The sequence below is a fragment of the Pseudomonas sp. FSL W5-0203 genome (assembly GCF_001896155.1).
In the GTDB taxonomy this organism is placed as follows: Bacteria; Pseudomonadota; Gammaproteobacteria; order Pseudomonadales; family Pseudomonadaceae; genus Aquipseudomonas; species Aquipseudomonas paracarnis.
In genome coordinates, this window is record NZ_MPOR01000077.1 from 1 (window position 1) to 6,959 (window position 6,959).

A 6,959-nucleotide genomic window follows, 5' to 3' on the forward strand; every position below is an offset into this window, starting at 1 on the left:
GCGCCATCCATGGCGCGGGGCGGCTAAACCGGCATCCCTGCCGGTTTACCCCCCAAATCACTGTCGAATTCCGGCCAGCGTGGTTTGACGGGGCGCCTAAGATCAAGATCAAGAGCAGATCAAGAGCGGCTCGCTTCGCATCGTGGTTACCTGGGCGGCACATTCGACTTCTCTGTCGATTGAACTGCCGTCTTCGCAGGCAAGCCAGCTCCCACATTTGGACTGTGGGGTGTCAGAGAGATAAGCATCGGCTGTCCGGCCGCTATCGCAGGCAAGCCCGCTTGCTCCCGCATCTGGCCGAGGTCATTTCAGCTCATTTGTACCCTCCAGAAGCCTGTAAACCCCGCTTTGACAGGCTCTGCCCGCAACCTTGTCACAGAACCGTCACGCCTCATCCCTAGCTTGCCCTCCCAGTTGCCGGGCCCCTTGCCTGGCGCCAACGGATTCTTGGGGAGGGTTTCATGTACAAGCGCACCGGGCTCGTCAGCTTTACGCTTACCGCCTTGGCTCTGGCGATAGCCTGCGAGCGGCTCAACGCCGCCGAAGCGGCCACCGAGCATGTCGATGTGGTCGGCCAAGCCGCTGCGATCGACAGCGCCCTCAAGGAGCAGCGCTCTTCCGACAGTATCAAGAGCGTGGTGCATGCCGACGGCGTCGCCCAGTTGCCGGATGAGAATGTTGCCGAGGCGGTGCAGCGCTTGCCAGGCATCAGCGTTGAACGTGACCAGGGCGAAGGCCGCTTTGTCAGCGTGCGCGGCCTGGGCCCGGACCTCAACAGCGTGACCATCAACGGCACCCTGGTGCCATCCCCCGAGAGCGAACGCCGCGCCGTGGCCCTCGATGTTCTGCCCTCGGAATTGGTGCAGTCGCTGTCGGTGATCAAGACGCTCACACCGGACATGGACGCCAACTCCCTCGGCGGCACTGTCGATGTGAAGAGCCTCTCGGCGTTCGACCACAAGGGCCTGTTCTACACCGGCAGCACCGAGGCCAGTTATGACAAGAACACGCACCAGACCAGCCCGAAATTCTCTGGCGCCGCCAGTAACCGGTTCAGCCTCGGCGACGGTATCGACAACTTTGGCGTGGCCGCGGCGCTCAGTTGGCAGAAGCGTGATTTCGGCTCGGACAACGTCGAAACTGGCGGCGCCTGGGACTTCACCAACGGCGCCCGGCTCAACGAATTCGAGCAGCGCGACTACGACATCAGCCGTGAACGCGCCGGTGGTGGCCTTAACTTCGATTACAAGCCCGATGACCTGAGCAGCTACTACCTGCGCACGCTCTACAGTCGCTACAAAGACACCGAAACCCGCAACGCCGCCAGCCTCGAGTTCGCTGACCCGCAAGCGCCCGGTGAATTGGGCGAAGCCGAGGGCAAACGCAAGCTCAAGAACCGCGAGGAAACCCAGCAAATCCAGTCCTACGTATTGGGCGGTGAACGCCTGCTCGGCCTGTGGACCTTGAGCGGCCAGGCCGGTTACAGCCGTTCCAGCGAAGACAGCCCGGGGCATATTGCCGGTGCGACCTTCGATGGCGGTGATTTTGCCCACAGCGGCTTTTACGACAAGGCCAAGCCGCGGCCCATCGTTGGTAGCGGTTTCTACGACCCTGCCAATTTCAGCCTCGACAAAGTCGACTGGGAAAAACAGCACACCCAGGACACCGAGAAAAACCTGCGCCTGGACCTGGCGCGCGACTACGACCTGCGCGGTTACGCATCCCAGTTCAAGTTCGGCGGCAAGGTCAGCCGACGCCACAAGGACAATGACTTGGAGGCCTGGGTCTACAAGGACCTGGATGAACAGGGCTTGAGCGATGAACAACTCAACCTCACGCAGTTCCAGAAGGGCAGCGTCGACTACCGTCTCGGCCGCTTTGGCCCAGGCATCAGCGCGAGCAATATCCGCCAGTTGATCGGCGGCCTCAATCGCGATGACTTCTATGACCCCACCGAATCCACGGTCAACGACTTCACCATCCGCGAAGACATCAACGCCGGCTACCTGATGAACACCGTCGATATTGACGACTGGCGCTTCATTGCCGGCATGCGTTACGAGGGGACTGAATTCGAAGCCAAGGGCACCGGCGCCACGGACGGCCAGTTCAGCGCCACCGAGACCAAGCGCCGTTATCACCATTGGCTGCCGGGCTTGCATGCGCGCTACCAGATTGACAAGAACACCCAAGTGCGCGCCGCCTGGACCAAATCGGTGGTGCGTCCGACCTTTGGCCAACTGGCCCCAGGTTTTGTGATCGACGATGACGAAGCCACCTTCGGCAACCCGGACCTCAAGCCTCTGGAGTCGAGCAACCTGGACCTGGGCATCGAACATTTCATGGGCCGTGCCGGTACCGTGTCGGCATTCGTGTTCTACAAAGACATCCAGAACTTCGTCTACAACACCGATGTCGCCGGTACCGGGGCCTGGGCCAACTTCGCCGAGGCGCACACCTTTGCCAACGGCGACAGCGCCAAACTCTATGGCCTGGAGTTGGCCTACTCACAGAAGTTCGACTGGCTGCCTGCGCCGTGGAACGGCTTGATGATCGGCGCCAACAGCACCTTCAGCCGTTCCAGCGCGGACATCGAGGGCTTCGACAGTGCCAGCGGGCGCAATCGCAAGCGCAACATCAGCCTGCCCAACCAATCGGACACGGTCGGCAACCTGATGCTCGGTTGGGAAGACGACACACTCAGCCTGCGTCTCTCGGCCAATTACAAATCGGCCTACCTGTACGAGTTGGCGTCGATCAACGACAAGGCCCATGACCTGCACGTCGACGCGCAAACCTTCGTTGATTTCAGCGCGCGCTACTCGCTGACCAAGAACCTGCAGGTCAGCTTCGAGGCACAGAACCTCACCGATGAGTCGTACTTCGTCTACACCGGCCACCGCAGCTACAACGGCCAGTACGAAGAGTACGGACCCACCTACAAGCTGGGCCTGACATTCACCCATTTCTAACGATAACGCGTGCTTCCTGAAGGATTTGTCTGTTCATGAGAATTTCCAAGCTGTGCCTGCTGGTCGTACTGGTTAGCAGCGCCAATGCGTTCGCCACTGACCTACCGTTGACCCCGTGGGCACCGAGCCTTAACGCCCAAGCCGTTGCCTTCCTGCCCGGCGGCACCCAGCGCGTAGCGGCCAGTGCCCGCGACGGCCTGCTGCTGCTCGACGATAACGGCGTCGAACTGGCCCGCTTCAAAGGCCGTTTCAGCAGCCTCGACACACGCACTGCCGGCACTCAATCGCTGATCGCCAGCCTCGACAACGACCGCCAGCAGGCCTTGCTGATCGGCCTCGATGGCGCCGGCAAAACCTGGGGTACGCCGCTGTACCTGCCGCCCCGCGACTTTGCGGTAAACAGCCTGTGCCTCTATCGCGATGCGGCGGCCAACCTGTTTGTGTTTCTGGTCGGTGAAGAGGGCAAGGGCGAACAGTGGCTGGTGGGCAATGGTGCGACCCTGTTGGCCCAGGCGCAGCGTGTTCGCAGCCTGCCACTGCCGCCATCGGCGCAATACTGCCAAGTGGACGATGCGACCGAGCGATTGGTGGTGAATGAGCAAAACGTCGGCTGGTGGGCCTACCCGGCGCACCCGGAAGCCGAGGTGAAGCGCACGCCCGTGGCGCTGTTCGACGATCCCCAGCGCGAAGCCGGCGTCATGGCGCTGGTGCCGGGCGGGATGCTCGCGCTGGACCCGAAAACCGCGCAGTTGCACCTGTTCCAGCAAGTCGGGGAGCGTTGGGTCGGGCAATCCAGCCTGGCCTTGCCGGGCCTCAAAGAACCGGAGCAACTGGCGATACAGGGCCGGCAGGTACTGGTGCGGGACGACAACAGCGGCCAGCTCTATCAGGGCCGTCTCGACTGGCAAGCCACGCCAGTGCCGGTTGCGCCGATACTTGCCCAAGTCGCTGCACTGCGCCAGACCGAACCCGTGGGTCGCCAGGGCGACGCGGCGGATGACCCGGCCATCTGGATTCACCCGGAAACACCGGCCAAAAGCCGTGTGCTGGGGACCAACAAGAAACAGGGCCTGCTGGCCTACGATCTCGACGGCAAGCTGCTGCAGGAACTGGCAGTGGGGCGCCTGAACAATGTCGACCTACGGCCAGGCTTCAAACTGGGTACGCACACCGTCGACCTGGCCGTGGCAAGTAACCGCGACCGCAACAGCTTGAGCCTGTTCAGCATCGACCGTCAGAGCGGCGAGCTGCGTGAAGCCGGTGAGGTCTCCACGCCACTCAAGGACATCTACGGCATCTGCCTGTACCAGCCCGCCAGCGGTGAACTCTATGCATTTGCCAATGACAAGGATGGCACCTTCCTGCAATACCGCCTGAGTGCACCGGCTGGCCGTGTGCAGGGCGAGTTGGTGCGTCAGTTCAAGGTCGACAGTCAACCCGAGGGCTGTGTGGCCGATGACCAGCGCCAACGCTTGTTTATCGGTGAGGAAGATGTCGGCGTGTGGGCGATGGATGCCCGTGCCGAGCAACCGGCCACGCTCACTTCGGTGATCAAAGTAGGCGCGCAACTGCACGCGGACGTCGAAGGCCTGGCGCTGTATCAAAGCCCCGCACGGGATTACCTGGTGGTCTCCAGCCAAGGCAATGACAGCTACCTGGTGCTGGACGCCGAGCCGCCATTCGCTGTGCGCGGCGCCTTGCGCGTTGGCCTCAATGCGGCCGCCGGCATTGATGGCGCCTCGGAAACCGATGGCCTGGAGGTCACTGCCGTCAACCTCGGCGGGCCATGGAGCCAAGGCATGCTGGTGGTGCAGGACGGGCGCAAGCGCATGCCCGAGCAAGCCCAGAACTTCAAGTTCGTGCCCTGGGCCGAGGTGAGCCGTGCGTTGAAATTACCCTGAGCTGTCATCACGCAGTCATCCGTTTTTAATCGAATAGGAGCTTCACCATGCACGCGACGATGGAACATATGACGATCTGGAGCTTGATCAGCGACGCCAGCCTGTTGGTCAAGGCTGTGATGGTCACTTTGCTGCTGGCGTCCTTGCTCAGTTGGTACCTGATCATTCAGCGCAGCAGTGTGCTGCGTGGTCTGGAACGCCAGCTTGACGGCTTCCTGGCGCGCTTTCGCGTGGCGTCGGACCTGCAACCCTTGTATCGCGAAACCGTGCAGGCGGGCGAGGGCGGTGTGGCGCCGATCTTTATTGCCGGCATGCAGGAATACCAGCACTTGCACCACCACGATCCGGCAGTGCTCGAGGGTGTGGAGCGCGCCTTGCAGGTAGCGATCACCGAGCAGGAGCTGGAGCTGGAAAAGGGCTTGCAGTTTCTGGCCACGGTGGGGTCGGTCAGCCCCTACATCGGCCTGTTCGGGACCGTGTGGGGCATCATGAATTCGTTCCTCGGCTTGTCCCAGGTGCAACAGGCCACCCTATCGACCGTGGCACCGGGTATTGCAGAAGCCTTGATTGCCACGGCCATTGGCCTGTTTGCGGCGATTCCGGCAGTGGTCGCCTATAACCGCTTTGCGGCACGCAGCCAGACCTTGCTCACGCGCTACTACGCTTTTGGCAATGAGCTGCAAGTGCACCTGCACCGCACACTGCGCGGTACCTCGAACAACCTGGCCGTGGCCGCCTGAACAAGGAGCAAAGCGATGTTGATCAGGCCGCAACGCAAGCACGGGCCCAAGGCCGAGATGAATGTGGTGCCCTACATCGACGTGATGCTGGTGCTGCTGGTGATTTTCATGGTCACCGCGCCCATGCTCACCCAGGGCGTGAAGATCGAACTGCCCAAGGCCGCCGCCGAGGCACTGGCCACCGATACGCGCCAGCAGATCCTGACGTTATCGGTGAAGGCGGACGGTGGCTACTACTGGAACCTGGGGGGCGAACTGGATACCCGCCAGCAGACCGACAGCGCGGTGACCCTGGAAGAAATGAGCGCCAAGGTCATGCAGGTGGTGGCGGCGCGCAGCGATACCCAGGTGTATATCCGCGCTGATGACAATGCCGGTTATGGCCGTGTGGTGGCGGCCATGGCGGTGCTGCAGAAGGGCGGCATCAGCAATCTTGGGCTGGTGACAGAGGCCCCACAATGACGGTGATGATCATGCACAGTCCGGCACTGGCCTTGGCGCCTGACAGCGATGGTTTCTGGCGTAAAAGCCTGGCAGCGAGCCTGGCCGTGGCGCTGCATGGTGCGGTGGCAGTGGCGTTGATGCTGGGCTGGTCAACGGAGCGACCGGGGGTGCCAGCGCCACGGGTGATGCACACGCAGTGGGTGGTTTTACCCGCGCCGGCGCCTGCTCCGACACCTGAACCCGTCGCTGCCGCACTGCCAGAACCTGTTGCCATCCCGGTACCAACCAAACCGACGGTCGATCCGCAGGTCCAGGCGCAAAAGCTCGAGAAAGCCGCGCTGGCGCGCAAGCGGGTGGAAGAAAAGAAACTCGAGCAACAACAGCAGCGCATGGCGACCGAGCAGCGCAATCAGGCGTTGGAACAGCAGCGTCTGAGTCAGGCGCGTGCTGCTTCGGAAAAAGCCCGAGCCGCCGTGCCTGTGCCTACCCCTGCATTCGACAGCCGCCAGTACCAACCCTTGAGCAAGGCCGCCCCCGACTACCCCGAACGCGCCTTGGACAAGAACATCGAAGGCGACTGTTCGGTGGAGTACACCGTCAACACCCAGGGCCACGTGGAAAACCCCAAGGTGCTGGACGGCTGTCACCCGTTGTTCATTCGGCCCTCATTGGCGGCGGCCAATACTTTTCGCTACCAGCCGAGAATCGTCGATGGCAAGGCTGTTGCCGTACCGGCAGTGCGCAACACCTTCCACTACCGCATCAAATGAGCTTCTCCAGCCACCTCCCCAAAACCTGTGGGAGCTGGCCTGCCTGCGATAGCGGTGGCTCAGTTGAATATTCAGTGACTGACACACCGCCTTCGCGGGCAAGCCCGCTTCCACAGGGGATCTGTGCCAGGC

At 62.1% G+C, this 6,959-nt stretch carries 5 protein-coding genes; all 5 read left to right on the forward strand.

Translation table 11 applies throughout. The features are described 5' to 3' along the window. The first annotated feature begins 461 nt into the window (after positions 1–461). Genes BOP96_RS28840 through BOP96_RS28860 form a run of 5 tightly spaced genes read left to right on the forward strand, consistent with a single transcriptional unit; the run spans position 462 to position 6,827 of the window. Positions 462–2,972, forward strand: a complete 2,511-nt coding sequence (locus BOP96_RS28840) for a TonB-dependent receptor (protein WP_038449890.1) — start codon at positions 462–464, stop codon at positions 2,970–2,972. Between the two features lie 35 nt (positions 2,973–3,007). After that, complete coding sequence (locus tag BOP96_RS28845; RefSeq protein ID WP_073454696.1) at positions 3,008–4,873, forward strand: phytase; 1,866 nt, start codon at positions 3,008–3,010, stop codon at positions 4,871–4,873. Between the two features lie 47 nt (positions 4,874–4,920). Further along, on the forward strand, positions 4,921–5,613 hold the full coding sequence (tolQ, locus tag BOP96_RS28850; protein ID WP_014718164.1) for a protein TolQ: 693 nt from the start codon (positions 4,921–4,923) through the stop codon (positions 5,611–5,613). 15 nt (positions 5,614–5,628) lie between these two features. Further along, the gene (gene tolR, locus BOP96_RS28855; protein ID WP_073454697.1) at positions 5,629–6,075 is read left to right on the forward strand and encodes a protein TolR; all 447 of its coding nucleotides are present in this window, start codon (positions 5,629–5,631) and stop codon (positions 6,073–6,075) included. Beyond that, positions 6,072–6,827 carry an energy transducer TonB gene (locus tag BOP96_RS28860; protein ID WP_014718166.1) on the forward strand — a complete coding sequence of 252 codons (756 nt, stop codon included), beginning with the start codon at positions 6,072–6,074 and terminating at the stop codon, positions 6,825–6,827. Before tolR ends, BOP96_RS28860 begins: the two co-directional genes overlap by 4 nt. Positions 6,828–6,959 lie beyond the last annotated feature (132 nt).